The organism is Kitasatospora sp. SC0581, from assembly GCF_048159585.1.
In the GTDB taxonomy this organism is placed as follows: Bacteria; Actinomycetota; Actinomycetes; order Streptomycetales; family Streptomycetaceae; genus Kitasatospora.
In genome coordinates this window covers 103,786-128,464 of the sequence record NZ_JBLRWA010000017.1, presented here as the reverse complement: position 1 = coordinate 128,464, position 24,679 = coordinate 103,786, and the positions used below count along the sequence as shown (strand labels likewise).

The following is a 24,679-nucleotide window of genomic DNA, read 5'->3' as shown; positions in this document are numbered from 1 at the left end:
GAACGGCGGGCCGACCCGTGGGCCGGATACCCTGGCCACGTGCGGGCCCGAGCAAGCGGGTCCGCAAAGCCGACAGCCGTCGCACCAGGGAGAAGCCCATGGCCACAGCAGCCACCCCGTCCATCACTCAGCAGAACCGTGCGAACGCGCTGCGTGAAGCGCTCGCCACCCGGGTGGTGGTCGCCGACGGTGCCATGGGCACCATGCTCCAGGCGCAGGACCCGACGCTGGAGGACTTCCAGAACCTCGAAGGCTGCAACGAGGTCCTCAACACCACCCGCCCGGACATCGTCCGGTCCGTCCACGAGGCCTACTTCGCGGTGGGCGTGGACTGCGTGGAGACCAATACCTTCGGCGCCAACTTCAGCGCCCTCGGCGAGTACGAGATCGCCGAGCGGATCTTCGAGCTGTCCGAGTCCGGCGCCCGGATCGCCCGCGAGGCGGCCGACGCCCACGCCGCCGCCGACGGCCGCACCCGCTGGGTGCTCGGCTCGATCGGCCCCGGCACCAAGCTGCCGACGCTCGGCCACGCCCCGTACGAGACGCTGCGCGACGGGTTCCAGCAGAACGCGGCCGGCCTGATCGCCGGCGGCGCCGACGCGCTGCTGGTCGAGACCAGCCAGGACCTGCTGCAGACCAAGGCCGCCATCCTGGGCTCCAAGCGGGCCCTGGCCGAGGCCGGCCTGGACCTGCCGGTGCTGGTGCAGGTGACGGTGGAGACCACCGGCACCATGCTGCTCGGCTCGGAGATCGGCGCCGCGCTCACCGCGCTGGAGCCGCTGGGCGTCGACTACATCGGCCTCAACTGCGCCACCGGCCCGGCCGAGATGAGCGAGCACCTGCGCTACCTGGCCAAGAACGCCCGGATCGGCCTGTCCTGCATGCCGAACGCGGGCCTGCCGGTGCTCGGCAAGGACGGCGCCCACTACCCGCTCTCCCCGGCCGAACTGGCCGACGCCCACGACGTGTTCACCCGCGAGTACGGCCTCTCGCTGGTCGGCGGCTGCTGCGGCACCACCCCCGAGCACCTGCGCCAGGTGGTCGAGCGGGTCCAGGGCCGCCCGATCGCCCCGCGCGACCCCCGCCCCGAGCCCTCGGCGGCCTCGCTGTACCAGGCCGTGCCGTTCCGCCAGGACACCTCGTACCTGGCGATCGGCGAGCGCACCAACGCCAACGGCTCGAAGAAGTTCCGCGAGTCGATGCTGGCCGGCGACTGGCAGGCCTGCGTGGAGATCGCCCGCGACCAGATCCGGGACGGCTCCCACCTGCTGGACCTCTGCGTGGACTACGTCGGCCGCGACGGCGTCGCCGACATGAAGGAGATCGCCGGCCGGCTGGCCACCGCCTCCACCCTGCCGATCGTGCTGGACTCCACCGAGCCGCAGGTGCTGCGGGCCGGCCTGGAGGCGCTCGGCGGCCGCGCGGTGCTCAACTCGGTCAACTACGAGGACGGCAACGCCCCGGACTCGCGCTTCGGCCGGATCGCCTCGCTGGCCCGCGAGCACGGCGCCGGCCTGATCGCGCTGACCATCGACGAGGAGGGCCAGGCCCGCACCGCCGACAAGAAGGTCGAGATCGCCGAGCGGCTGATCGCCGAGCTCACCGCCGACTACGGCGTCGACGAGGGCTCCATCCTGGTCGACTGCCTCACCTTCACCCTGGCCACCGGCCAGGAGGAGTCCCGCCGGGACGGCATCGAGACCATCGAGGCGATCCGCGAGCTCAAGCGCCGCCGCCCGGCCGTGCAGACCACGCTGGGCCTGTCCAACATCTCCTTCGGCCTCAACCCGGCCGCCCGGGTGGTGCTGAACTCGGTCTTCCTGCACGAGTGCGTGGAGGCCGGCCTGGACTCGGCGATCGTGCACGCCTCCAAGATCCTGCCGATCTCCCGGATCCCCGAGGACCAGCGCGAGGCCGCCCTCGACCTGGTCTACGACCGCCGCCGGGACGGCTACGACCCGCTGCAGCACCTGTTGGAGCTGTTCGACGGCGTCTCCTCGGCCTCGGTCAAGGCGTCCAAGGCGGAGGAGCTGGCCGCGCTGCCGCTGGACGAGCGCCTCCAGCGCCGGATCATCGACGGCGAGCGCAAGGGCCTGGAGGCCGACCTGGACGAGGCGCTGGCCGGTCGGCCCGCACTGGAGATCATCAACGACACCCTGCTGTCCGGCATGAAGGTGGTCGGCGAGCTCTTCGGCTCCGGCCAGATGCAGCTGCCGTTCGTGCTCCAGTCCGCCGAGGTGATGAAGACCGCGGTGGCCCACCTGGAGCCGCACATGGAGAAGTCCGACAGCGAGGGCAAGGGCACCATCGTGCTGGCCACCGTCAAGGGCGACGTCCACGACATCGGCAAGAACCTGGTCGACATCATCCTGTCCAACAACGGCTACAACGTGGTCAACCTGGGCATCAAGCAGCCGGTCTCGGCGATCCTGGACGCCGCGCAGGAGCACAACGCGGACGTCATCGGGATGTCCGGCCTGCTGGTGAAGTCCACCGTGATCATGAAGGAGAACCTGGAGGAGCTGAACCAGCGCAAGCTGGCCGCGAGCTTCCCGGTGATCCTCGGCGGCGCCGCGCTCACCCGGGCCTACGTCGAGCAGGACCTGCACGAGATCTACGAGGGCGAGGTCCGCTACGCCCGGGACGCCTTCGAGGGCCTGCGGCTGATGGACGCGCTGATCGCGGTCAAGCGCGGCGTGCCCGGCGCGGCCCTGCCGGAGCTCAAGCAGCGCCGGCACGCCCGGGTCGAGGTGGAGGAGCCGGAGCCCGAGGTCAACCTCGGCCAGATCCGCTCCGACGTCGCCGTCGACAACGCCGTGCCCGTCCCGCCGTTCTGGGGCGACCGGATCGTCAAGGGCATCCCGTTCGCGGACTACGCCTCCTGGCTGGACGAGGACGCGCTGTTCAAGGGCCAGTGGGGCCTGAAGGCCTCCCGGGCCGGCGACGGGCCGTCCTACGAGGAGCTGGTGGAGACCGAGGGCCGGCCGCGGCTGCGGGCCTGGCTGGACCGCCTGCAGACCGAGGGCTGGCTGGAGGCCGCCGTGGTCTACGGCTACTACCCGGCCAACTCCAAGGGCGACGACCTGATCGTCTTCCACGAGGACGGCACCGAGCGGACCCGCTTCACCTTCCCGCGCCAGCGGCGCGGGCGCCGGCTCTGCCTGGCCGACTTCTTCCGCCCGGAGGAGTCCGGGGTGCGGGACGTGGTGGGCCTCCAGGTGGTCACCATGGGCAACCGGATCTCCGAGGCGGCCAACGAGCTGTTCGCCGAGAACTCCTACCGGGACTACCTGGAGCTGCACGGCCTCTCGGTGCAGCTGGCCGAGGCGCTGGCCGAGTTCTGGCACGCGCGGGTCCGCTACGAGCTGGGCTTCTCCGGCGAGGACCCGCAGGACGTCAAGGACATGTTCGCGCTCAAGTACCGCGGCGCCCGCTTCTCGCTCGGCTACGGGGCCTGCCCCGAGCTGGAGGACCGGGCCAAGATCGCCGAGCTGCTGAAGCCGGAGCGGATCGGCGTGGTGCTCTCCGAGGAGTTCCAGCTCCACCCGGAGCAGTCCACCGACGCGATCGTGATCCACCACCCGGAGGCGAAGTACTTCAACGCCCGGTAACCCCCGGTTCCCGCCGCATTCGCTCTTTCCGGACGAAGCGGGCGTATCCTTGATGATCCTGAACGGGCCGGTCCGCTCACCTGCGGGCCGGCCCGTGCCTTCCCCGGGGCCGCCCGGGCCTGCCGGAAGGACCCCGCCATGACCACCAGCCCCACTGCCACGCGCATCCTCGACCACGGGGACGACCGCGGGCTCCAGGCGGTGCTGCTGGACATGGACGGGACGCTGGTGGACACCGAGGACTTCTGGTGGCAGGCCGAGGTCTCGCTCTTCGCCGAGCTGGGCCACGAGCTGGACGAGGCGGACCGCGCCCACGTGGTCGGCGGTCCGATGGCCAGGGTGATGGAGTACCTGGTCGCCCGGACCGGGGCGGACATCGCGCCGGCGGACCTCGGCGTGCTGGTCAACCAGCGCTTCGTCGACCTGCTGGCGGGCGGCGTGCCGCTCATGCCGGGCGCCGAGCGGCTGCTCAACACCCTTGCCGCGCACGGCATCCCGGCCGCCCTGGTGTCCGCCTCGCACCGGCACGTGATCGACATCGTGCTGCGCTCGCTGGGCGCCCACCACTTCGCCTTCAGCATCGGCGGGGACGAGGTGCCGCGCACCAAGCCGTTCCCGGACCCGTACCTGGAGGCGGCCCGGCGGCTGGGCGCGGAGCCGGCCCGCTGCGTGGTGGTCGAGGACACCCCGACCGGGGTGCGGGCGGGCGAGGCGGCCGGCTGCCCGGTGATCGCGGTGCCCTCGGTGGCGCCGGTCGAGCCGGCTCCGGGGCGGCTGGTGGTGTCCTCGCTGGAGCAGGTCGACCTCGACCTGCTGCGCTCCCTGGTCGCCTCGCGGGTGTGATTGTCGTCTCATTGCGAGACGGCTCTACTCGCCGGTACGAGGCCCGGCGAGCCCCCGGACCGGCGCTGCCGGGGGAGAAAACGGTCATTGGCTGACAACTCGTCGGGCGCGTGGTGATGCCCTCAACGACCGTGTCCCAAACGTCATCTGCACGGGTACCGGTCGTGCGTGTTCGATATGGCACGCTACTCCAGTTCGTGCCACCCAGAAGGACGCGCCTCGTGAAGACTTCAGCTGAACGCCTGGCAGTACTCGGTTGCGCCGGCCTGGTCGCCGTGTCGGTGGCGGGCTGCGGATCGGTGACCGACGTGGTCAAGGGGGACAGCGGCAAGTCCATCACCATGGGCACCAGCCAGCTGACCGGTGTCCTGGACCCGGCCGCCGCCTACGACTCCGGCTCCTGGCTGCTGCTGCGCAACACCTTCCAGTCGCTGCTCACCTTCCAGGCCGCCGCCAGCGCGCCCTCCCCGGACGCCGCGCAGTCCTGCGAGTTCACCAGCGCCGAGGCCACCGAGTACCACTGCACCCTGAAGCCCGGTCTGAAGTTCTCCAACGGGCACCCGATGACGGCCCAGGACGTGGTCTTCTCGATCGAGCGCACCAAGAAGATCAACGACCAGAACGGCCCGGTCGAACTGCTGGACTCGATCAAGTCCGTCGAGGCCAAGGGCGACAACGAGGTGCTCTTCCACCTCTCCGCGCCCGACGCCACCCTGCCGGCCAAGCTGGCGAGCCCGGCCGGCGCCATCGTGGACCACCAGGTCTACCCCGCCGACAAGGTCGTCCCCAACGACAAGCTGATCGGCTCCGGCCCGTACCGCATCGACTCGGTCGAGAACCTGAACGGCGGCAAGCAGCTGGGCAAGGTCGTGCTGTCGGCCAACGACAAGTACGGCGGCGAGGCCAAGCTCCGGAACAGCAAGTTCACCGTGCGGTACTTCGACAAGGCCGAGGACCTGAAGACCGCGCTGGACAAGAGCGAGATCGACCTCACCGACAACAGCCTGGAGCCGAACACCGCCGCCCAGGTCCGCTCCGACCAGCAGGGCGGCAAGGCCGACCTCCAGGTGACCGAGGGCGACAGCAACGACACCCGTTCGCTGGTCCTCAACACCAAGGACCCGCTGATGAGCAACGTCGCGGTCCGCCAGGCCGTCGCCCAGATGATGGACCGCAAGGCGCTGGCCCGCGACGTCTTCGCCCGCACCGTCCAGGCGCTCTACTCCATGGTCCCGGCCGGCCTGCCCGGCCACACCACGGCCTTCTTCGACCGCTACGGCGACCAGGACGTGAACAAGGCCAAGAAGATCCTGGCCGACGCCAAGGTCCAGACCCCGGTCAAGTTCACGCTGACCTGGTCCCGTTCGCGGGCCGGCAGCAACGAGGCCGAGACGCTGAAGAAGCAGCTGGAGACCGGCGGCCTGTTCCAGGTGACGCTCGCCCAGGAGCCGGACTGGGACTCGTACCGCAAGGGCTGGGCCGAGAGCAAGTACCAGGCGTACATCATCGGTTGGTTCGCCGACTACCCGGACCCGGACAACTACCTCGCCCCGCTGCTGATCAACGGCGGTGCGTACCACCACGGTTGGGACGACCCGCGGATCAGCGGCCGGCTGGTGCCGGAGGGCCTCAAGCAGACCGACCGCAGCGCCGCGGCCGGCACCTACGCGCAGATACAGCAGATCGAGGCCGAGAACGTGCCGCTGATCCCGCTGTACCAGAACAAGTCCTTCTTCGCGGCCCGCTCGTACGTCACCGGCGTCGAGTCCACCGTCGACACCACCGGCTACTTCCGCTTCTGGGAGATCAGCCGGACCAACAAGTAGCGCCCGCAGGACGGCGGCCCGCCCGCTTCCCCGTCGGTACGGGGGAGCAGGCGGGCCGCCGTGACGTTTCTGCCGCCCTGGGGCCGCTACCGGCCCGCTACAGGGCGCCCGGGCGCACCAGCCCGCTCTCGTACGCGTACACCGCCGCCTGCACCCGGTCGCGCAGCTGGAGCTTGGTCAGCACATGGCCCACGTGGGTCTTCACGGTGGTCTCGCTGACGAACAGCTCGGCCGCGATCTCCGCGTTCGACAGCCCGCGCGCCACCAGCTTCAGCACCTCCAGCTCGCGCTCGGTCAGCGCGCCCAGCGCCTGCGGCGGCGCCTCGTCGCCCGAGGGCAGCTTGGTGGCGTACATGTCCAGCAGCCGGCGGGTGATGCTCGGCGCCAGCATCGCCGCGCCGTCCGCGACCACCCGGATCGCCTGCACCAGCTCCTCGGCCGGGACGTCCTTCAGCAGGAAGCCGCTGGCGCCCGCGCGCAGCGCCTCCACCACGTACTCGTCCAGGTCGAAGGTGGTCAGCACCAGCACCTTGGCCGGGCCGTCGCGCCCCGGGCCGGCGATCCGGCGGGTCGCCTCGACGCCGTCCATCCTGGGCATCCGGATGTCCATCAGCACCACGTCGGGCTGCAGCGCCCGCACCTGGTCCAGCGCCTGCTGGCCGTCGCCGGCCTCGCCGACCACCACCAGGTCGGACTCGGCCTCCAGAATCATCCGGAAACCGGTGCGCAGCAGCGGCTGGTCGTCGACCAGCAGCACTCGGATCGTCACCTAGGACTCCTTGCTCATCGGATCCCCCGTGGGATCGCTTTCATCCGACGTACGGGCCAGCGGCAGCGGGTACGGCGGCGGGGTGCCGCCGAACTCCGGGCAGCTGGCCTGGTGGTCGCACCAGTCGCAGAGGCGGTTGCGGGTCGCCGGGAAGTCCCCGGTGGCCACCGCGTGGCCGATCCGCTCCCACAGCGCCCGGAGCTTGCGCTCCACCGCGAGCAGGTCCGCCTCGTCCGGGTCGTAGCTGACCACGTCCCCGCCCCCGCCGAGGTAGACCAGCTGGAGGCGCTTGGGGAGCACGCCCTTCCAGCGCCACACCACCAGGGCGTAGAACTTCATCTGGAACATCGCCTTGCCCTCGAAGTCCCGCGAGGGCGCCCGGCCGGTCTTGTAGTCCACCAGCCGGACCTCGCCGGTCGGGGCGACGTCCACCCGGTCGATGTAGCCGCGCAGCAGCAGCCCCGAGTCCAGGGCCGTCTCCACGTAGAGCTCCCGCTCCACCGGGTGCAGCCGGGTCGGGTCCTCCAGCCGGAACCACTGGCCGACCAGCTTCTCGGCGTCCGCCAGCCAGCGGGTGAGCGCCGCACCGTCCGGGTCGTCCGGGAACAGCGAGCCCAGCTCCGGGCGCTCGCCCAGCAGCCGCTCCCACTGCGGGCGCAGCAGGCCCAGCGCCCGGTCCGGGGTCCGCTCGGCCGCCGGGCTGTCGAACAGCCGCTCCAGCACCGCGTGCACCAGCGTGCCCCGGGTCGCCGCCGAGCTCGGCGGCTCGGGCAGCCGGTCGATCACCCGCAGCCGGTACAGCAGGGGACAGGTGAGGAAGTCCCCCGCTCGGGACGGGGAGAGCCCGGTCGGGGGTGCCGCCGGGCGCCCGGCGGCACTGCTGGTCTGGGTGTGCTGCATGGCTACGACCCTATTGCCCTTTGCTGTCATCCCGCTGCCACGGTGCTGCCACAGCCGCCGGTGAGTGGGTATGAAGGCAGAAGGAGGGCCGCGCAGCGCCGGGGGGCCGCGATCACGTAGCGTGGGCGCACCGGGCACGACGGGGGAGACGACCGAAGGGATCACGGTGAGCGACAGCAGGGGGCAGCAGCCCTCCGAACGGCCACCGCAGGCGGGCGACGGGCGCCCGGCCGCGCCGCCGCCCGAGCGCCGCGGCGGAATCCTGATGGGCCGGCCCTTCGGCGTGCCCATCTACGTCACCCCCTCCTGGTTCGTCATCGCCGCGCTGATCACCTGGGTGTTCGGCGGGCAGCTGGGCGACGTGCTGCCCGACCTCGGCGGCGCCCGCTACCTGGTCGCGTTCTTCTTCGCGGTCGCCTTCTACGCCTCCGTCCTGGTGCACGAGCTCGCCCACACCCTGGTCGCACTGCGGTACAAGCTCGGGGTGCGGCGGATCCAGCTCCAGTTCTTCGGCGGGGTCTCCGAGATCGAGAACGAGGCGGAGAGCCCCTGGCGGGAGTTCTGGCTGGCCTTCGTCGGCCCGCTGCTCTCGCTGCTGCTCGGCGGCGTGTTCTACCTCGGGGTGCGGGCGGTGGAGCTGTCCACCGTGCCCGGGGTGCTGCTCACCGGCCTGATGGTCTCCAACCTGGTGGTCGCCGCCTTCAACCTGCTGCCCGGCCTGCCGCTGGACGGCGGCCGGATGCTGCGCGCGGTCGTCTGGGCGATCACCGGCCGGCCGATGACCGGCACGGTGGCCGCCGCCTGGGTCGGCCGCGGGCTGGCCGTCGCCGTGCTGATCGGCCTGCCGCTGCTGAGCGCCGCCCGCGGGGTCGAGCGCACCACCACCGACACCCTGGTGGACGCGGTGCTGGCCGCGGTGCTCGCCGCGATCATCTGGAACGGCGCCACCGGCAGCCTGCGCAACGCCCGGCTCAAGGAGGTGCTGCCCTCCCTGCGGCTGCGCGAGCTGGCCCGGCGGGCCGTCGAGGTCACCGCCGACACCCCGCTCGGCGAGGCGCTGCGCCGCGCCCGCGAGGCCGGGGCCGGCGCGGTGATCGTGGTGGACGGCCGGGGCGAGCCGATCGCCCTCGTCCGGGAGTCCGCCGTCCGCTCGGTGCCCGAGCACCGCCGCCCCTGGGTGGCCGTCGGCCCGCTCGCCCGCGACCTCGAACCCGGGCTGCGGCTGGACGCCGACCTCGGCGGCGAGGACCTGCTGCGGGCCGTCCAGGCCACCCCGGCGGGGGAGTACCTGGTGGTCGAGCCGGACGGCCGGGTGTACGGCGTGGCCGCGCTCAGCGACATCGAGCAGCGACTGACCGCCGCCGTCTCCGGCCGCTGATCATGGTGGTAAGGCGGAAGGCTCCGCTTCCCTTAGGATTGTCCGCATGTCCGAACCGACCGGTGCCGCCCGCCGACGCGGGCCCTTCCAGGTCGGGGACCAGGTCCAGCTGACCGACCCCAAGGGTCGCCACTACACGTTCACGCTCCAGGCCGGGAACCAGTTCCACACCCACAAGGGTGCGTTCCCGCACGACGAGCTGATCGGCGCCCCCGAAGGCACGGTCGTGCGCACCACGGGGAACGTCCCGTACCTCGCGCTGCGCCCCCTGCTCCCCGACTACGTCCTGTCCATGCCGCGCGGCGCCGCCGTGATCTACCCCAAGGACGCGGGGCAGATCCTGGCGATGGCCGACATCTTCGCCGGCGCCCGCGTCGTCGAGGCCGGCGTCGGCTCCGGCGCGCTCTCCACCTACCTGCTGCGCGCCGTCGGCGACACCGGCATGCTGGCCTCCTACGAGCGCCGGCAGGACTTCGCCGACATCGCCCAGGGCAACGTCGAGCGCTACTTCGGCGGCCCGCACCCGGCGTGGAAGCTCACCGTCGGCGACCTCCAGGACAACCTGGTCGAGACCGACGTCGACCGCGTCATCCTCGACATGCTGGCGCCCTGGGAGTGCCTGGACGTCGCCTCCAAGGCGCTCGTCCCCGGCGGCCTCATCTGCTGCTACGTGGCCACCACCACGCAGATGTCGAAGACCGTCGAGGCGCTGCGCGACCACGGCACCTTCACCGAGCCGCAGGCCTGGGAGACCATGGTCCGCACCTGGCACCTGGAGGGCCTGGCGGTCCGCCCGGACCACCGGATGATCGGCCACACCGGCTTCCTGCTCACCGCCCGCCGCCTGGCGGACGGCGTCGAGCCGCCGCTGCGCCGCCGCCGTCCGGCCAAGGGCGCGTACGGCGAGGACTACGACAACGGGACGCCCGAGCCCACCCTCCAGGAGCGCGCCGCCGCCCGCAAGGCCGCCCAGGCCACGGAGGCGGACCAGCCCGACCTGGGCTGAGCCCCGAACCCACCGACAAGGGGTGGTACGAGCACACCGCTCGTACCACCCCTTTCGCATTCCGCCGATCACGGTGTGGGACGATGCTGGCTCACGCCTTGGCTCTTGGAGCGCTGGAGGGGACGCCTGGTGGAGACCGCGGTCGGGACGACGGCGACGGTTGGACAGCAGACACCGCGGGGCCGTTCCGGGCCCGGTCACGCGCGCACCGTCCCCTGGCACTGGGCCGTCGCCCTGGCCGGCTGCGGCGCGGTGGTGGCGGCCGCGCTCGCGGCCTCCCCGGCGACCGGCACCCCGGTGCCCGCGCACGGCACCCCCCAGGCCCTCGTCGCGAGCGCCGCCCCCGACCCGGCCCGGGCCCAACTCCCGCTGGACTGCGGCCCGTTCCCGGTCAAGACGGCGCTCAGCGTGCCGGCCCGGCTCGGCGACGGGCGCCCCGGCACGGTGGTCGCCGCGCACTGCGCCACCGAGACCGGCACCCCGCCGGACGCCGTCTACCTGCTCGGCTTCGGCCCGGGCGGGCGCCCCGAGGTGGTGGCCACCCTGCTCCCCGAGCGCGAGAACCTCACCGTGAGCCGGATCGCGGTGCGTTCGGACGGCGCCATCACCGGCCACGCGCAGGGGTATTCGAGCGAGGACGTGCCGCGGTTCCGGCCCGACATCTCGCTCGACCTCACCTGGACGCAGCGGAGCGGCGGCTGGGAACGCTCCCAGACCGCCGCCCCGCTCCACCAGGCCTGAGCCCGGCCCGTTCTACTCCGCGTCGGGGCCGTACACCTCGACCCGGTCGGCGACCCGGCGCACGTGGATGCAGTCGCCGGGGCACTCCTTCGCCGAGTCCACCACGTCCTGAAGGATCGTCAGCGGCACCGGGGCACTCTCCCCGGGCTGCTGGCGCAGCTCGTCGTCCGGCCCCTTCACGTAGGCCAGCCCGTCGATGTCGAGCTCGAAGACCTCGGGCGCGTACTGCACGCAGATGCCGTCACCGGTGCACAGATCCTGGTCGATCCACACCTCCAGCGCCTCGGCCGCCGCCGTCTGCTCGGTCACCGACATGGTCCCCTGCCGTTTCTGTCCCGGGTCGCCCCTATTCCTGGAGCAATCCCGCCATTCGTACAACGATCGGACCTCGACTTGTGGTCGCGATCGGATATCACTTCGCTCGACGATACATCTGGCCCGCTTTGGGTGGTGCGCGGTGGGTATCCCCCTTAGCAGAGGGGAAGCACGCTGGGGCGAAGATCGGACACGCCCGTTCCATCTTTCTTGATCTAGGGGTTTACGGACCCCTGGTCCCAGGTAGGGTCTGGAAGCGTCCAGCTCCCCGGAGGAGGTGAGGACCGTGGCAGCCCACGATGACGACTACAACCGCAGCACCGGCAGGCCCGCTCGTGGTTCCGACGAGGCCGCTCAGGTCTCGTACCTTGAGCAGGAAATCGCCGTGCTGCGCCGCAAGCTCGCCGACTCGCCGCGCAATTCGAGGATCCTCGAAGAGCGGATCGTCGAGCTCCAGACCAACCTGGCGGGCGTGACCGCCCAGAACGAACGGCTCGCCTCCACCCTGCGAGAGGCCCGCGACCAGATCGTGGCCCTCAAGGAGGAAGTGGACCGGCTGGCACAGCCCCCGGCCGGCTTCGGCACCTTCCTCGACGCGAACGAGGACGGCACCGCGGACATCTTCACCGGCGGGCGCAAGCTCCGCGTGAACGTCAGCCCGAGCGTCGCCCTCGACGAGGTGCGGCGCGGCCAGGAAGTGATGCTCAACGAGGCCCTCAACATCGTGGACGCGATGGCCTTCGAGAACATCGGCGAGATCGTCACCCTCAAGGAGCTCCTGGAGGACGGCGAGCGCGCCCTGGTGCTGGGGCACACCGACGAGGAGCGGGTGGTGCGCCTCGCCGAACCGCTGCGCGGGCTGACCATCCGGTCCGGGGACGCCCTGCTGCTGGAGCCCCGCTCCGGCTACGTCTTCGAGGTCGTCCCGAAGTCCGAGGTCGAGGAGTTGGTCCTCGAGGAGGTCCCGGACATCGACTACCGCCAGATCGGCGGCCTGAGCAACCAGATCGAGCTGATCCGCGACGCGGTCGAGCTGCCGTACCTGCACGCCGACCTCTTCAAGGAGTACGAGCTGCGCCCGCCCAAGGGCGTGCTGCTCTACGGCCCGCCCGGCTGCGGCAAGACGCTGATCGCCAAGGCGGTCGCCAACTCGCTGGCGAAGAAGGTGGCCGAGGTCACCGGACGCCCCCAGGGGAAGAGCTACTTCCTCAACATCAAGGGCCCCGAGCTGCTCAACAAGTACGTGGGCGAGACCGAGCGGCAGATCCGCCTGGTGTTCCAGCGGGCCCGGGAGAAGGCGGGCGAGGGCACGCCCGTCATCGTCTTCTTCGACGAGATGGAGTCGCTGTTCCGCACCCGCGGTTCCGGCGTCAGCTCGGACGTGGAGAACACCATCGTCCCGCAGCTGCTCGCCGAGATCGACGGCGTGGAGGGCCTGGAGAACGTCATCGTCATCGGCGCCTCGAACCGCGAGGACATGATCGACCCGGCGATCCTGCGGCCCGGCCGCCTGGACGTCAAGATCAAGATCGAGCGCCCGGACGCCGAGGCCGCGAAGGACATCTTCTCCAAGTACCTCAAGGACTCGCTGCCGTTCCACCCGGACGACCTCAAGGAGCACGAGGGCTCCGTCGAGGCCACGGTGGTCGCGATGATCCAGTCGGTGGTGGAGCGGATGTACTCCGAGACCGAGGAGAACCGCTTCCTGGAGGTCACCTACGCCAACGGTGACAAGGAGGTCCTGTACTTCAAGGACTTCAACTCCGGCGCGATGATCCAGAACATCGTCGACCGCGCGAAGAAGATGGCCATCAAGGACTTCCTCGACCACGGTCAGCGGGGCCTGCGCGTCTCCCACCTGCTCGCCGCCTGCGTCGACGAGTTCAAGGAGAACGAGGACCTCCCGAACACCACCAACCCGGACGACTGGGCCCGCATCTCCGGCAAGAAGGGCGAGCGGATCGTCTTCATCCGCACGCTGGTCACCGGCAAGCAGGGCGCCGAGTCCGGCCGCTCGATCGACACTGTCGCCAACACGGGGCAGTACCTGTAAGCACGCGGTTGTCCGGGCCGGCAGCGGTCCCCGGAGCTGTACGCACACCGTCCGGCTGTGGCGCCTCGCGGCCCCGCAGCCGGACGGCGCGTCTCCGGGCCCGCCGTTCGGCGCCGGGTTCTAGGCTCGACCCACCGTGCGCGGGCAGAGGCCCGGCGCCGGTGTTGTTCGGCGGTACGTCAGAGTGCTCCGCCCGTCGGGGGCGGTGCACCGGGCAAGGAGGGCCGCATGACCGTACGGCGCGTGATGGGCATCGAGACGGAGTACGGGATCTCCGTGCCCGGGCACCCCAACGCCAACGCCATGCTCACCTCGTCCCAGATCGTCAACGCGTACGCGGCGGCGATGCACCGGGCACGGCGGGCCCGCTGGGACTTCGAGGAGGAGAATCCGCTGCGCGACGCACGGGGGTTCGACCTGGCCCGCGAGGTCGCGGACGCCAGCCAGCTGACCGACGAGGACATCGGCCTCGCCAACGTCATCCTCACCAACGGGGCCCGGTTCTACGTGGACCACGCGCACCCCGAGTACAGCTCGCCCGAGGTGACCAACCCGCGCGACGCCGTGCTCTGGGACAAGGCCGGCGAGCGGATCATGGCCGCCGCCGCGCAGCGCGCGCTGGAACTGCCCAACGGGCAGACCATCCACCTGTACAAGAACAACACCGACAACAAGGGCGCCTCCTACGGCACCCACGAGAACTACCTGATGAAGCGGGCGACACCGTTCGCCGACATCGTCCGCCACCTCACCCCGTTCTTCGTCTCCCGTCAGGTGGTCGCCGGCGCCGGCCGGGTCGGCATCGGCCAGGACGGCTCGGCGCACGGCTTCCAGCTCAGCCAGCGGGCGGACTACTTCGAGGTCGAGGTGGGCCTGGAGACGACGCTCAAGCGCCCGATCATCAACACCCGGGACGAACCCCACGCCGACGCCGAGAAGTACCGCCGGCTGCACGTGATCATCGGCGACGCCAACCTCTCCGAGATCTCCACCTACCTCAAGCTGGGCACCACCGCGCTGGTGCTGTCGATGATCGAGGACTCGTTCATCGCCGCCGACCTCGCCGTCGACCAGCCGGTGCGCACCCTGCACCGGGTCTCCCACGACCCGACGCTCAAGCACCTGATCACCCTGCGCAACGGGCGCAAGCTCACCGCCGTCCAGCTCCAGCTCGAGTACTTCGAGCTGGCCCGCAAGTACGTCGAGGACCGCTTCGGCACCGACGCGGACGAGCAGACGGTGGACGTGCTGACCCGCTGGGAGGACGTCCTCGGCCGGCTGGAGCGCGACCCGATGTCGCTGTCCCGGCAGCTGGACTGGGTCGCCAAGCGGGAGATCCTGGAGGGCTACCGCAGCCGGGACGCCCTGGAGTGGGACAACCCGCGGCTGCACCTGGTCGACCTCCAGTACAGCGACGTACGGCCGGAGAAGGGCCTCTACAACCGCCTGGTGGCCCGCGGGCGGTTCGAGCGGCTGCTCACCGAGGGCGAGGTCGAGCGGGCCGTCTCCAAGCCGCCGGACGACACCCGGGCGTACTTCCGCGGGCGCTGCCTGGAGCAGTACGCGGAGCACGTCGCGGCGGCCTCCTGGGACTCGGTGATCTTCGACCTGCCCGGCCGGGACTCGCTGCAGCGCGTGCCCACCCTGGAACCGCTGCGCGGGACCCGCAACCACGTCAAGGAGCTGCTGGACCGCTGCCGCACGGCCGAGGACCTGCTCCGGGTGCTGTCCGGCGGGTAACTTTTCGATCACCATGGGTGAACGTCCGCCGAATGGGAATCATCCGGGGTGGCAGCGGGTGTTGGACAGGAAGCGCCACCGGCAAACCGGGAGCGGCAGTCGCACCTTGTGTATAGGGTCGGTGCAGCAAGCAACGACCCAACCGTGCCAGACGAATCGAGCGGGGTGAGGGAAATGGCGAGCAAGGACACCGGCGGCGGCCAGCAGCGGGCGAACCGCTCCTCCGAGGAGGTCGAGGAGCAGGCCGCGGAAAGCCAGAATTCCGAGGACCTCAAGGAGCGCCAGGAAAAGCTGAGCGACGACGTCGACGCGGTTCTGGACGAAATCGACGAGGTCCTCGAGTCGAATGCCGAGGATTTCGTTCGCGGATTCGTCCAGAAGGGCGGGCAATAGCCCGGTCCGGGCATTCCGAATTCACGGTCGCGACCGATCGGGGCGGCCGGGCGGCGAACACCGTCCGGCCGTCCGGCACCGGCCCCTCCACCCGTGGACAGTGATCGTCGGGCGGGTAGGGTGCGGGCAGCGCGCGCTTCAAGCTACCTGGAAGGAATCGTGTGGAAGCCAACACTCGTGGCACCGGGCGTCTACCGGCTGCCTTCCTGACCCCGGGGTCGTCCTCGTTCCTCGACTTCCTCGCCGAGCACAAGCCGGAGATGGTCCCCGGGCTCCGGGGGCTCCCCGAGGGCGTCGTGGTCGAGGCCCCGCACGGGACCACGCTGGTGGCCGCGATCTTCGACGGCGGCGTCGTGATCGCGGGTGACCGCCGGGCGACGATGGGCAACGTGATCGCCCAGCGGGACATGGAGAAGGTCTTCCCGGCCGACGAGTACAGCGCGGTCGGCATCGCCGGCACCGCCGGCCTCGCGGTCGAGATGGTCCGGCTGTTCCAGCTGGAGCTGGAGCACTACGAGAAGATCGAGGGCGCCACCCTCTCCCTGGAGGGCAAGGCCAACCGGCTCACCACCATGATCCGGGGCAACCTGGGCATGGCGATGCAGGGCCTCGCGGTGGTGCCGCTGTTCGCCGGCTACGACCTGGACCTCGGCCGCGGCCGGATCTTCAACTACGACGTCACCGGCGGGCGGTCCGAGGAGCGCGGCTTCGCCGCCACCGGCTCGGGCTCGGTCTTCGCCCGCGGCTCGCTGAAGAAGCTCTACCGCGACGGCCTGACGGCCGACCAGGCCGCCACCCTGGTCGTCCAGGCCCTGTACGACGCGGCGGACGACGACTCCGCCACCGGCGGCCCGGACCTCGCCCGGAAGATCTTCCCGATTGTCTCGCTGATCACCGAGGACGGCTTCCGCCGGCTCACCGACGCGGAGGTGACGGAGATCGTCGTCGCCATCACCGACGAGCGCCTGGACCGGCCCAACGGCCCGCAGGCCCCGCTGATCTAGCCATCACCTCACAGGAAAGGGGACGACCGCCGGTGTCGACACCGTTCTACGTCTCGCCCCAGCAGGCCATGGCGGACCGCGCGGAGTACGCCCGCAAGGGCATCGCGCGCGGCCGCAGCGTGGTCGTGCTCACCTACGCCGACGGCATCGTCTTCGTCGCGGAGAACACCTCCAGGGCGCTCCACAAGGTCTCCGAGATCTACGACAAGATCGCCTTCGCGGCGGTCGGCCGCTACAACGAGTTCGAGAACCTGCGCATCGGCGGCGTCCGCTACGCCGACCTGCGCGGCTACTCCTACGACCGGGCCGACGTCACGGCCCGCGGCCTGGCCAACGTGTACGCCCAGACCCTGGGCACCATCTTCTCCTCGGTCGGCGAGAAGCCGTACGAGGTCGAGCTGATCGTGGCCGAGGTCGGCCGCACCCCCGACAACGACCAGATCTACCGGCTCACGCCGGACGGTTCGGTCGTGGACGAGAAGAACTACGTGGTGGTCGGCGGCAACGCCGACTCGATCGGCAACTACCTGGGCCAGCGCCACCGCGCCGGCATCGGCCTCACCGAGGCGGTGAAGCTCGCCGTGGACTCGCTCGCCCGCGACCCCAACGGCGGCAGCCCGCGCGGCCTCACGCCGGAGCAGCTGGAGGTGGCGGTCCTCGACCGCCAGCGGTTCCAGCAGCGCAAGTTCAAGCGGATCCTGGGCAACCAGCTGGGCCGGCTGCTCGACGGGGACCAGTCCGCGGAAGCGGACGACGAGGACAACCCGGCGGACGGCACGCCGGTGTAGCAGTGCCTGTGGAGTCCCGGACGGCGGCCCCGCCGCCGTCGTCCGGGACTCCGGTGCCCCTGCGGCGGCCCAGTCGTCGTGGAGGCGGTTTCGGACAGCTCCGACAGAGAATGGAGTGCTCATGGACCGCCGGATTTTCGGGCTGGAGAACGAGTACGGCGTGACCTGCACGTTCCGCGGGCAGCGACGGCTGTCCCCGGACGAGGTGGCGCGGTACCTGTTCCGCCGGGTCGTCTCCTGGGGCCGCAGCAGCAACGTCTTCCTGCGCAACGGCGCCCGCCTCTACCTCGACGTCGGCTCCCACCCCGAGTACGCCACCCCCGAGTGCGACGACGTCGTCGAGCTGGTGACGCACGACAAGGCCGGTGAGCGCATCCTCGAGGGGCTCCTGGTGGACGCCGAGCGCCGGCTGCACGAGGAGGGCATCGCCGGGGACGTCTACCTCTTCAAGAACAACACCGACTCGGCCGGGAACTCCTACGGCTGCCACGAGAACTACTGCGTCGCCCGGCACGGGGAGTTCTCCCGGCTGGCCGACGTGCTGATCCCGTTCCTGGTCACCCGGCAGCTGATCTGCGGCGCGGGCAAGGTGCTCCAGACCCCGCGCGGCGCGGTGTTCTGCGTCAGCCAGCGGGCCGAGCACATCTGGGAGGGCGTCAGCTCCGCCACCACCCGCTCGCGCCCGATCATCAACACCCGGGACGAGCCGCACGCGGACGCCGAACGCTACCGCCGGCTGCACGTGATCGTCGGCGACTCCAACATGTCGGAGACCACGACGCTGCTCAAGGTCGGTTCCACCGACCTGGTGCTGCGGATGATCGAGGCCGGCGTGGTGATGCGCGACCTCACCCTGGAGAACCCGATCCGGGCGATCCGCGAGGTCAGCCACGACCTCACCGGCACCCACCAGGTGCGGCTCGCCAACGGCCGGGAGGCCAGCGCGCTGGACATCCAGGAGGAGTACTACACCAAGGCCCTGGAGTTCGCGGACCGCAAGGGCATCAACACCGGCACCGTCGCCCGGGTCCTCGACCTGTGGGGCCGCACCCTGGAGGCCGTCCGCAGCGAGCGGCTGGACGGGGTCGCCCAGGAGATCGACTGGATCATGAAGTACAAGCTCATCGAGCGCTACCGCGAGAAGCACCAGATGAGCATGTCCAACCCGCGGGTGGCGCAGATCGACCTCGCGTACCACGACATCCACCGCCGCCGCGGCCTGTTCTACCTGCTCCAGGGCAAGGGCCAGGCGCAGCGGGTGACCACCGACCTCAAGACCTTCGAGGCCAAGTCGATCCCGCCGCAGACCACCCGGGCCCGGCTGCGCGGGGACTTCATCCGGCGGGCCCAGGAGCAGCGCCGGGACTTCACGGTCGACTGGGTGCACCTGAAGCTGAACGACCAGGCGCAGCGCACGGTGCTGTGCAAGGACCCGTTCCGTTCGGTGGACGAGCGGGTGGAGAAGCTGATCGCGGGGATGTAGCCCCCGGCCGTGTGATCAAGGCGGCGACCGGCCCCGGTGGTGTCTACCGGGGCCGGACGCGTGCCGGGCATACGCTGTCCGTCGAGTCAGGAGAGCCGACTTCGACCGACAGTTAGGACCACCGTGCGCCGCACCGCCGGTTTGCTTCTCACCCTGCCGTTGCTGCTCGCGGTCGCCTGCAGCAGCTCGCCCAAGGCGGCGGGCCCGGTGACGCCGTCCGCGGCGAGCGCCGCCCCGACGGTGCCCGCGCCGGTCGGCGAGGCGTCACCGATGCCCACTCTTTCGGGTGGCGGGTTCGGCAGCAAGGCCACCATCACCATCCCCGAGGGCCAGCAGCCCGGCGGCCAGTTCGTGGTGAACACGGTCAGCGAGGGCGACCGGGCGACCGTCAACAAGGGCGACTGGGTGACGGTCAACTACACCGCCAGGGACTGGACCACCGCCAAGGACCTGCCCAGTTCGTACGACGCCAACGGCAAGCCGCAGCTCTACCAGGCCGGCAGCGGGCAGCTGGTGCCGGCGCTGGACCAGAGCGTGATCGGCAAGAAGGTGGGCAGCCGGCTGCTGGTGGTCGCGCCGCCGGCGGCGGCCTTCGGCGAGCAGGGCTCCACCCAGCTGGGCGTCAACAAGGGCGACACCGTGGTGTTCGTGCTGGACATCATGGAGAGCCTGCCGCCGGACTCCACGCTGACCGGGGCGATGGCCGAGCCGGCCGCGACGATGCCGCAGGTCAAGGACAACGGCAAGGCGCCGGCCACGATCACGATCCCGACCGGGCAGGCCGCGCCCACCGACCTCCAGCAGGCGGTGCTGGTCAAGGGCGAGGGCAAGCAGGTCAAGAGCGGGCAGACCCTGGTGGTGCAGTACACCGGGGTGCTCTGGGCCAACGGCCAGCAGTTCGACGCCTCCTGGACGCACGGCGGCGCGCAGGCGGTGCAGATCGGCACCGGCAGCGTGATCGAGGGCTGGGACAAGGGCCTGGTCGGGCAGAACGTCGGCAGCCGGGTCCTGCTGGTGGTGCCGCCGGCGCTCGGCTACCAGGACAAGGCGCAGGGCTCGGTTCCGGCGAACTCGACCCTGGTCTTCGTGATCGACATTCTCGAAGCGGTCTAGGAAGTCACCGGGGGGATTCCGTACGCTTGGGCGGACGCTCGTACAACGAAGCGTCCGCCCTCATCCTGAGCTGTCATACTGCCCACGCACTGTGGCAGGCGCCGCCCGGCGCCGAGGTCCGGGGCGGGCGGTGCGACGGCAGGCCGGCGTGCCCACGCCGGGCGCAGACCTGGAAGACCTCGTGGCGAGATGGATGGGGAGTCATGACTGAGAAGACGCCGAGCCCGGGCGGGGCCGGCACCGCGGCGAACGACAGCTCCGCGGGTGACCCGGCCGCCTCTCGTCCCGGCGGTCCGGTTGGCGGGGACCGCGAGTCGATCGTCGTCCCCCCGGCGATCCTGGCGCAGCAGGCGGGCTGGGCGCAGCCCGGCGAGGCGCCGCGCGCCGCGGGCGGGACCAAGACGGACGACGCCCCGCAGATCTTCGCCTCCAACGTGCGCAAGTCCGACACGTCGGAGGCCGGGTACGACGAGAACCCGCCCGGCGTCGGCAAGCTGGGCGTGATCCTCGGCACGGTGATCGCCCTGCTGCTGGTCGGCAGCGGCGTCACGCTGTACATGGTGAACAAGGACGGCTCCAAGGACAGCGCCGCGGCCAAGCCGGACGCGGCCAAGAGCGCGCCGCCCACGCCGACCGCCGACCCGGTGCCGCCGATCAAGGACAGCGCCAAGGTGCTGCCGACGGTCGCCGGCGACTTCGGCAAGAAGGCCGACATCCAGATCCCGGGCGAGGCCTCCGACGGCTCCTTCGTGGTGAAGGTGCTCACCGAGGGCACCGGCGCCAAGGTGGAGAAGAACTCCTGGGCCTCGGTGGACTACACCGCCAAGGACTGGAACACCGGCAAGGACATCCCGAGCTCGTACGACGCCAACGGGAAGCCGCAGATCTTCCAGGCCGGGACCGACTCGCTGATCCCGGCGCTGGACCAGGCCGTGATCGGCAAGAAGGCCGGCAGCCGGCTGCTGGTGGTGGCCCCGCCGGCCGCCGCGTTCGGCGCCCAGGGCAAGGCCGACATGTCGATCGGTCCCAAGGACGACCTGGTCTTCGTGATCGACATCCGCAACGCCAACGCGCCCGACGCCGTGGTGAGCGGTACCGTCACCCCGCCGCCCGCGGACTTCCCGCAGGTCAAGGACAACGGCAAGAAGCCGGCTGAGATCACCCCGGTCGCCGGGGCGAAGGACCCGACCGAGCTGAAGTCGCACGTCCTGATCAAGGGCACCGGGCCGAAGGTGGAGAAGGGCGAGAAGGTCGTCGTCCAGTACACCGGCGCGCTGTTCTCCAGCGGCAAGGTGTTCGACTCCTCGCTCAGCAAGGGCCAGGCGTTCACCTTCCCGGTCGGCGGCGGCCAGGTCATCCAGGGCTGGGACCAGGGCCTGGAGGGCCAGACCGTCGGCAGCCGGGTCGAGCTGGTGATCCCCGCCTCACTGGGCTACGGCGACAAGGGCCAGGGCGACATCCCGCCCGGTGCGACGCTGGTCTTCGTGGTGGACATCCTGGACGCCGGTCAGGGCTGATCCACTTTCGGGTGACAATGGTGCACGTGTGACCTTCGGGTCCGGCCGCGTGGCCGGTCCCCAACGGGCGGCGGGCGCCCGTACCGTGGTCCGGGACGAACGGACCGGGTGCGGGCGTCCGCCGCTTGGTCGTGACAGCAGAGCGAATGTGAGAAGAGGGACTGTGAGCGTCAACCTCAACGAGAAGCCCGAGATCGACTTCCCGATCGGCGACGCCCCGACGGAGCTGCAGATCCGCGACATCGTCGTGGGCGACGGCGCGGAGGCCAAGCCGGGCCAGAACGTCAGCGTCCGGTACGTCGGTGTGACCTTCGAGACCGGCGAGGAGTTCGACGCCAGCTGGAACCGGAGCCCCAACGAGTTCCGCTTCCCGCTGGGCGGCGGCCGGGTCATCAAGGGCTGGGACCAGGGCGTCGTCGGCATGAAGGTCGGCGGCCGCCGCGAGCTGACCATCCCGTCGCGTCTGGCGTACGGCGCCCAGTCGCCGACCTCGGCGATCCCGCCGCACTCGACCCTGATCTTCGTGGTCGACCTGCTGGCCGTCTGAGCCCGCTCGTGCCGTGGGCCGGACCCCTCCGGGGGCCCGGCCCACGGGCGTGTCCGGGGGCGTTCGGGGAGGCCGCTTTTGCCGTGCGTACCGCTACCGGTACGGTCGGTCCCGCCGGGTGGTGATCGCCCGGTTGGCGCACCCCGCGCGCGGCGCGGCACACCGGAAGGGTCAGCGATGGCGATCGCGAAGGCAGAGCGGCTGATGAATCTCGCCCTGTGCCTGATGAACACCAGACGTCCGCTCTCCAAGAAGGAGCTGCGGGAATCCATCGAGGCGTACCGCGAGGCCTGGCAGAACAGCAGCGAGGACGCCTTCAACCGGATGTTCGAGCGGGACAAGGACGACCTGCGCGAGCTCGGCCTGGTGATCGACGTGGACGAGAGCACCCTGGACGGCGAGCTCGGCTACCTGGCCCGCGCCGACCGCAACCGGCTGCCCGAGATCGCCCTGGACGCCGAGGAGGCGGCCGCGCTGACCCTGGCGGCCCGGGTCTGGCAGCAGGCCAAGATGTCCGGTGCGGCCAGCGGCGCCCTGCAGAAGCTGCGCGCGGCCGGGGTGCCGTTCGCCGAGGCCGAGGGCCGGACCGCCCTGGAGCCGCGCATCCCCGCCCGGGAGGCCGCGTTCGAGCCGCTGCTCACCGCCGCCCGGGACCGCCGTCCGGTCACCTTCGAGTACCGCAAGGCCGGTGCCGCCGCCGTCGAGCAGCGCAGCGTCGAGCCGTGGGCGCTGGAGTGCTGGCGCGGGCACTGGTACCTGGCCGGGTACGACCGCGACCGGGGCGACGCCCGGGTGTTCCGGCTCAGCCGGATCACCGGCCGGGTGAAGGCGAAGTCCGGGGCGTTCCTCGGCGCCGTGCCCGAGCACGTGGACGTCCGGGCCACCGTGGCGAAGTTCGCGGGCGAGGGGGCGACCGCCACCGCGACCGTCCGGGTCCGCCGGGGCGCCGGCTTCCCGCTGCGGACCAAGGCGCTGGGCAGCACCCGGGTGGACGAGCTGTGGGACGAGCTGGAGATCCCGTACGGCAACGGGCTCGGCGCGGACCTGGCCGAGTTCGGGCCGGACGTGCTGGTGCTCGGGCCGGAGGAGCTGCGGGCGGATGTGGTCGACCGGCTGCGGGCGGTCGCGGGTTTCGAAGGAGTGGGCGCGTGAGCAACGCCATCGACCAGACGCGACGGATGCTGTCGCTGGTCACCTACCTGCGCGAGCGGCCCGGGGCCGAGGTCGCCGAGGTGGCCCGGGCGTTCGGGATCAGCGAGCGCGAGCTGATCGCGGACCTCAACGTGCTGCCGATGTGCGGCACCAGCTTCCGCGGCGGCGACCTGCTCGACATCGACACCGACGGCGAGCGGATCTGGTGGCACAACGTCGACGACGTCGCCCAGCCGCTGCGGCTGGCCGCCGACGAGGCGACCGCGCTGCTGGTGGCCGCCCGCGCGGTGGCCGGACTGCCGGGCCTGCGGGCCGGGGACCGGGAGGCGCTCACCCGGGCCGTCGCCAAGATCGAGAACGCGGCGGGGGAGAGCGCCGAGGGCAGCGCCCGGGTCGGCGTGACCTTCGAGGCGGAGAGCCACGTCTTCGCCGACATCGACCGCGCGCTCAGCGAGGGCCGCCGGCTCTGGCTGCGCTACTACTCGCACGGGCGCGGCGGGATGACCGAGCGCGAGGTCGACCCGATCCGGCTGCTCACCGAGGGCCACACCTACCTCGAGGCCTGGTGCCGCACCTCCGAGGACCACCGGATGTTCCGGCTCGACCGGGTCGCCGAGATCCGCGTCCTGGACGTCCCGGCCGACCCGCCCCGGCGCGAGCCACGCGACCTGAGCGGCGGGCTGGTCAACCCGGCGGCGGACGACCCCGAGGTGGTCGTCGAGGTCTCCTCCGGCGGACGCTGGGTGGCCGAGTACTACACCCACGACCGGGCCGAGGAACTGCCCGACGGCGGGCTGCGGATCACCCTGCGCAGCGCCGACCCCTCCCAGCTGCGCCCGCTGGCGCTGCGGCTGGGCCGGGACGGCCGGATCGTCTCGCCGCCCGAGCTCGCCGAGCAGGCGCGCTCGGCCGCGCGGGAGGCGCTGGCCGCCTACGGGGAGGGGCGGGTCTGAGCGGTGGAACCCGGGACCAGATTCAAGGTGTACTGCTCCGAGTGCCGGGAGAAGGTGGAGCTCCCGGCCGAGGACTTCCGCCTGACCCTCGGTCGCACCCCGGCCCAGGCGCACTACAGCTTCGGCTGCCCGCGGTGCGGGGCGGCGGTGCGCAAGCCGGCCGGGGAGAAGATCGTCGAGGCGCTCACCGGGGCCGGGGTGCGCACCATGCGGCTCGTCCCGGCCGAGGGGTAGCACGCGTATAGGCTGGGGCGCATGTCCTGGATGCTCGTCGCCGCCGTCCTGCTCGCCACCGCGGGCCTGCTGGTCCTCGGGGTCCTCGCGATCCGGCTCTGGCTGGACGTGCGGGCGCTGGCCAAGGGCGTGGACGCGGCCTCGCGGGCGCTGGCCGCGGCGGCCGGGGACCTGGCGGACGCGGTGCCCGCCCAGGGCGCCCCGGCGGGGGAGCGGAGCGTCCCCGCCGCATAGCACGGTCGGGACCGCGGTGGTACGGGGGCTGCTGCGCGCGGGCGGGGGCGGGTTACGCTCTCAGTTGGCTCCTGAACCG

At 71.4% G+C, this 24,679-nt stretch carries 22 protein-coding genes and 1 pseudogene; 20 read left to right on the top strand and 3 right to left on the bottom strand.

The genetic code is table 11. From position 1 onward, the window contains the following. Positions 1 to 98 precede the first annotated feature (98 nt). The 3 genes from metH (at position 99) to ACLWS4_RS24315 (ending at position 6,280) form a co-directional block, all read left to right on the top strand. Complete coding sequence (gene metH / locus ACLWS4_RS24325; protein WP_380741657.1) at positions 99 to 3,611, top strand: methionine synthase; 3,513 nt, start codon at positions 99 to 101, stop codon at positions 3,609 to 3,611. 138 nt (positions 3,612 to 3,749) lie between these two features. Next, positions 3,750 to 4,454 carry an HAD family hydrolase gene (locus tag ACLWS4_RS24320; RefSeq protein WP_416875208.1) on the top strand — a complete coding sequence of 235 codons (705 nt, stop codon included), beginning with the start codon at positions 3,750 to 3,752 and terminating at the stop codon, positions 4,452 to 4,454. 221 nt (positions 4,455 to 4,675) lie between these two features. Then, positions 4,676 to 6,280, top strand: coding sequence for an ABC transporter substrate-binding protein (locus tag ACLWS4_RS24315; RefSeq protein WP_158077697.1), 1,605 nt, complete (start codon positions 4,676 to 4,678; stop codon positions 6,278 to 6,280). Between the two features lie 97 nt (positions 6,281 to 6,377). On the opposite strand, the gene ACLWS4_RS24310 is transcribed toward ACLWS4_RS24315, so the two are convergent. Both ACLWS4_RS24310 and ACLWS4_RS24305 read right to left on the bottom strand, forming a co-directional pair. Then, entirely contained in the window at positions 6,378 to 7,049 is a 672-nt protein-coding gene (locus tag ACLWS4_RS24310; RefSeq protein WP_049650980.1) for a response regulator, read from the bottom strand. Beyond that, entirely contained in the window at positions 7,050 to 7,949 is a 900-nt protein-coding gene (locus tag ACLWS4_RS24305; protein WP_049650979.1) for a RecB family exonuclease, read from the bottom strand. A 166-nt stretch (positions 7,950 to 8,115) separates the two neighbouring features. On the opposite strand from ACLWS4_RS24305, the gene ACLWS4_RS24300 reads away from it, so the two are divergent. The 3 genes from ACLWS4_RS24300 to ACLWS4_RS24290 all read left to right on the top strand — a co-directional run bounded on the left by ACLWS4_RS24300 (position 8,116) and on the right by ACLWS4_RS24290 (position 11,074). Beyond that, complete coding sequence (locus ACLWS4_RS24300) at positions 8,116 to 9,327, top strand: site-2 protease family protein (RefSeq protein ID WP_074002318.1); 1,212 nt, start codon at positions 8,116 to 8,118, stop codon at positions 9,325 to 9,327. 46 nt (positions 9,328 to 9,373) lie between these two features. Continuing rightward, positions 9,374 to 10,333: a tRNA (adenine-N1)-methyltransferase gene (locus ACLWS4_RS24295; protein ID WP_049650977.1), complete on the top strand. Its 960-nt coding sequence runs from the start codon at positions 9,374 to 9,376 to the stop codon at positions 10,331 to 10,333. A gap of 129 nt (positions 10,334 to 10,462) precedes the next feature. Next, positions 10,463 to 11,074 (top strand): hypothetical protein, encoded by a 612-nt coding sequence (locus ACLWS4_RS24290; RefSeq protein ID WP_380741655.1) that lies wholly within the window; start codon positions 10,463 to 10,465, stop codon positions 11,072 to 11,074. A gap of 12 nt (positions 11,075 to 11,086) precedes the next feature. Here ACLWS4_RS24290 and ACLWS4_RS24285 read toward each other — a convergent pair whose 3' ends face one another. Then, positions 11,087 to 11,389 carry a ferredoxin gene (locus ACLWS4_RS24285; RefSeq protein ID WP_049651996.1) on the bottom strand — a complete coding sequence of 101 codons (303 nt, stop codon included), beginning with the start codon at positions 11,387 to 11,389 and terminating at the stop codon, positions 11,087 to 11,089. A 286-nt stretch (positions 11,390 to 11,675) separates the two neighbouring features. Here ACLWS4_RS24285 and arc point away from each other — a divergent pair, with 286 nt between their 5' ends. The 14 genes and pseudogenes from arc to ACLWS4_RS24215 all read left to right on the top strand — a co-directional run bounded on the left by arc (position 11,676) and on the right by ACLWS4_RS24215 (position 24,600). Next, entirely contained in the window at positions 11,676 to 13,442 is a 1,767-nt protein-coding gene (gene arc, locus ACLWS4_RS24280) for a proteasome ATPase (RefSeq protein WP_049651997.1), read from the top strand. A 228-nt stretch (positions 13,443 to 13,670) separates the two neighbouring features. Then, on the top strand, positions 13,671 to 15,182 hold the full coding sequence (gene dop / locus ACLWS4_RS24275) for a depupylase/deamidase Dop (RefSeq protein ID WP_049651998.1): 1,512 nt from the start codon (positions 13,671 to 13,673) through the stop codon (positions 15,180 to 15,182). Between the two features lie 174 nt (positions 15,183 to 15,356). After that, the gene (locus ACLWS4_RS24270) at positions 15,357 to 15,575 is read left to right on the top strand and encodes a ubiquitin-like protein Pup (RefSeq protein ID WP_049652012.1); all 219 of its coding nucleotides are present in this window, start codon (positions 15,357 to 15,359) and stop codon (positions 15,573 to 15,575) included. A 132-nt stretch (positions 15,576 to 15,707) separates the two neighbouring features. Beyond that, positions 15,708 to 15,785: pseudogene (locus tag ACLWS4_RS24265) on the top strand (recombination endonuclease VII); the annotation flags it as partial. Continuing rightward, positions 15,782 to 16,579 (top strand): proteasome subunit beta, encoded by a 798-nt coding sequence (gene prcB / locus ACLWS4_RS24260; RefSeq protein ID WP_369808298.1) that lies wholly within the window; start codon positions 15,782 to 15,784, stop codon positions 16,577 to 16,579. The pseudogene ACLWS4_RS24265 and the gene prcB, both read left to right, overlap by 4 nt. Positions 16,580 to 16,611: 32 nt before the next feature. Next, a complete protein-coding gene (prcA, locus tag ACLWS4_RS24255) occupies positions 16,612 to 17,367 on the top strand; it encodes a proteasome subunit alpha (protein WP_049652000.1) in 756 nt (251 codons plus the stop codon). A gap of 121 nt (positions 17,368 to 17,488) precedes the next feature. Further along, positions 17,489 to 18,850, top strand: coding sequence for a Pup--protein ligase (gene pafA, locus ACLWS4_RS24250; RefSeq protein WP_049652001.1), 1,362 nt, complete (start codon positions 17,489 to 17,491; stop codon positions 18,848 to 18,850). 123 nt (positions 18,851 to 18,973) lie between these two features. Beyond that, a complete protein-coding gene (locus ACLWS4_RS24245) occupies positions 18,974 to 19,963 on the top strand; it encodes an FKBP-type peptidyl-prolyl cis-trans isomerase (RefSeq protein ID WP_416875207.1) in 990 nt (329 codons plus the stop codon). A 203-nt stretch (positions 19,964 to 20,166) separates the two neighbouring features. Beyond that, on the top strand, positions 20,167 to 21,480 hold the full coding sequence (locus ACLWS4_RS24240; RefSeq protein ID WP_049652002.1) for an FKBP-type peptidyl-prolyl cis-trans isomerase: 1,314 nt from the start codon (positions 20,167 to 20,169) through the stop codon (positions 21,478 to 21,480). A gap of 163 nt (positions 21,481 to 21,643) precedes the next feature. Further along, positions 21,644 to 22,027: an FKBP-type peptidyl-prolyl cis-trans isomerase gene (locus ACLWS4_RS24235; RefSeq protein ID WP_049652003.1), complete on the top strand. Its 384-nt coding sequence runs from the start codon at positions 21,644 to 21,646 to the stop codon at positions 22,025 to 22,027. 177 nt (positions 22,028 to 22,204) lie between these two features. Further along, entirely contained in the window at positions 22,205 to 23,179 is a 975-nt protein-coding gene (locus ACLWS4_RS24230) for a helix-turn-helix transcriptional regulator (protein WP_049652004.1), read from the top strand. A gap of 26 nt (positions 23,180 to 23,205) precedes the next feature. Continuing rightward, positions 23,206 to 24,132 carry a helix-turn-helix transcriptional regulator gene (locus tag ACLWS4_RS24225; protein ID WP_181970795.1) on the top strand — a complete coding sequence of 309 codons (927 nt, stop codon included), beginning with the start codon at positions 23,206 to 23,208 and terminating at the stop codon, positions 24,130 to 24,132. A gap of 3 nt (positions 24,133 to 24,135) precedes the next feature. Continuing rightward, a complete protein-coding gene (locus ACLWS4_RS24220) occupies positions 24,136 to 24,366 on the top strand; it encodes a hypothetical protein (protein WP_049652006.1) in 231 nt (76 codons plus the stop codon). A 21-nt stretch (positions 24,367 to 24,387) separates the two neighbouring features. Then, positions 24,388 to 24,600 carry a hypothetical protein gene (locus ACLWS4_RS24215; RefSeq protein WP_049652007.1) on the top strand — a complete coding sequence of 71 codons (213 nt, stop codon included), beginning with the start codon at positions 24,388 to 24,390 and terminating at the stop codon, positions 24,598 to 24,600. Positions 24,601 to 24,679 lie beyond the last annotated feature (79 nt).

Coding starts and splice junctions, on each gene's coding strand:
- pafA (WP_049652001.1), top strand. CDS start 17,489: ATGGACCGCCGGATTTTCGGGCTGGAGAACGAGTACGGCGTGACCTGC.
- ACLWS4_RS24320 (WP_416875208.1), top strand. CDS start 3,750: ATGACCACCAGCCCCACTGCCACGCGCATCCTCGACCACGGGGACGAC.
- metH (WP_380741657.1), top strand. CDS start 99: ATGGCCACAGCAGCCACCCCGTCCATCACTCAGCAGAACCGTGCGAAC.
- ACLWS4_RS24230 (WP_049652004.1), top strand. CDS start 22,205: ATGGCGATCGCGAAGGCAGAGCGGCTGATGAATCTCGCCCTGTGCCTG.
- ACLWS4_RS24295 (WP_049650977.1), top strand. CDS start 9,374: ATGTCCGAACCGACCGGTGCCGCCCGCCGACGCGGGCCCTTCCAGGTC.
- ACLWS4_RS24285 (WP_049651996.1), bottom strand. CDS start 11,389: ATGTCGGTGACCGAGCAGACGGCGGCGGCCGAGGCGCTGGAGGTGTGG.
- ACLWS4_RS24305 (WP_049650979.1), bottom strand. CDS start 7,949: ATGCAGCACACCCAGACCAGCAGTGCCGCCGGGCGCCCGGCGGCACCC.
- ACLWS4_RS24270 (WP_049652012.1), top strand. CDS start 15,357: ATGGCGAGCAAGGACACCGGCGGCGGCCAGCAGCGGGCGAACCGCTCC.
- ACLWS4_RS24240 (WP_049652002.1), top strand. CDS start 20,167: ATGACTGAGAAGACGCCGAGCCCGGGCGGGGCCGGCACCGCGGCGAAC.
- ACLWS4_RS24225 (WP_181970795.1), top strand. CDS start 23,206: ATGCTGTCGCTGGTCACCTACCTGCGCGAGCGGCCCGGGGCCGAGGTC.
- dop (WP_049651998.1), top strand. CDS start 13,671: ATGACCGTACGGCGCGTGATGGGCATCGAGACGGAGTACGGGATCTCC.
- ACLWS4_RS24215 (WP_049652007.1), top strand. CDS start 24,388: ATGTCCTGGATGCTCGTCGCCGCCGTCCTGCTCGCCACCGCGGGCCTG.